We start from the raw sequence: 720 nt of genomic DNA on the forward strand, positions 1-720 counted from the left end.
CAGGCGCGCCCAGGCTTGAGTGCTGGCGCGCTGGATGGCGACGATGGAAGTCCCCTTGGTCCACCAGCCGTTGCCGACGGCGACGACGATGTCCGGCTCCTGCAGCATGGACTGCAGGACGGGCCAGATGATGAGCTGCTCGTAGCAGATCAGCGGGGCTATCCGACTGTCGGCAACCGTCACGACCGGGCTTTCGAAGAAGTGCGCCCGCGCGCCGCCGCTCTGACCCAGCAAGTACCGCCACGGCTGCCACATCGAGCCCGGGACCGGCATTCGTTCGCGATAGAGGATTTGGGCGCCGGCGGCCGAGATGGCGACCAGCACATTGTCGTATCCGCCTGCATCGACGACCGCAGCACCGGCGACGACGGTGGCGTTAGTTCCCTGCAGTGCTTTTACCCAGAGCCGTTCGACGGTTGGCGTCCAGAACCCCAGCGCGCTCTCGGGAAGAACAATAGTGCGGGCGCCGTCGGATGCTCGATCCTTCACCGTGGCAATCAGATCACKGTGGTGCCCAATGCTGACGTCGCGACCGAGAGAAGCGCCGAATTCGAGATCGACGCCCCGCCACGCTTMCGTTAGCTTCGGCTCGTCCCAGGTTGCGGCGGACCAGATCCAAAACCCTGCCAGGACAATCGCGACAGCTGGCCACATGCGGGTTACGAGGCCCATGAGGCCGGCTGTAGCGGCAGCCAGCCCCCACCATCCCCATCCCGGAAA

Annotated in this window: 1 protein-coding gene; it reads right to left on the reverse strand. The window is 65.3% G+C overall.

What is annotated here, in order from left to right; genetic code table 11:
- Positions 1-720, reverse strand: a 720-nt coding sequence (locus QD357_RS32685; protein WP_414126144.1) for a conjugal transfer protein TraB, incomplete at both ends; no start/stop codon positions are given.

It is taken from the genome of Rhizobium sp. BR 317 (genome assembly GCF_047445835.1).
Taxonomy (GTDB): Bacteria; Pseudomonadota; Alphaproteobacteria; order Rhizobiales; family Rhizobiaceae; genus Rhizobium; species Rhizobium paranaense.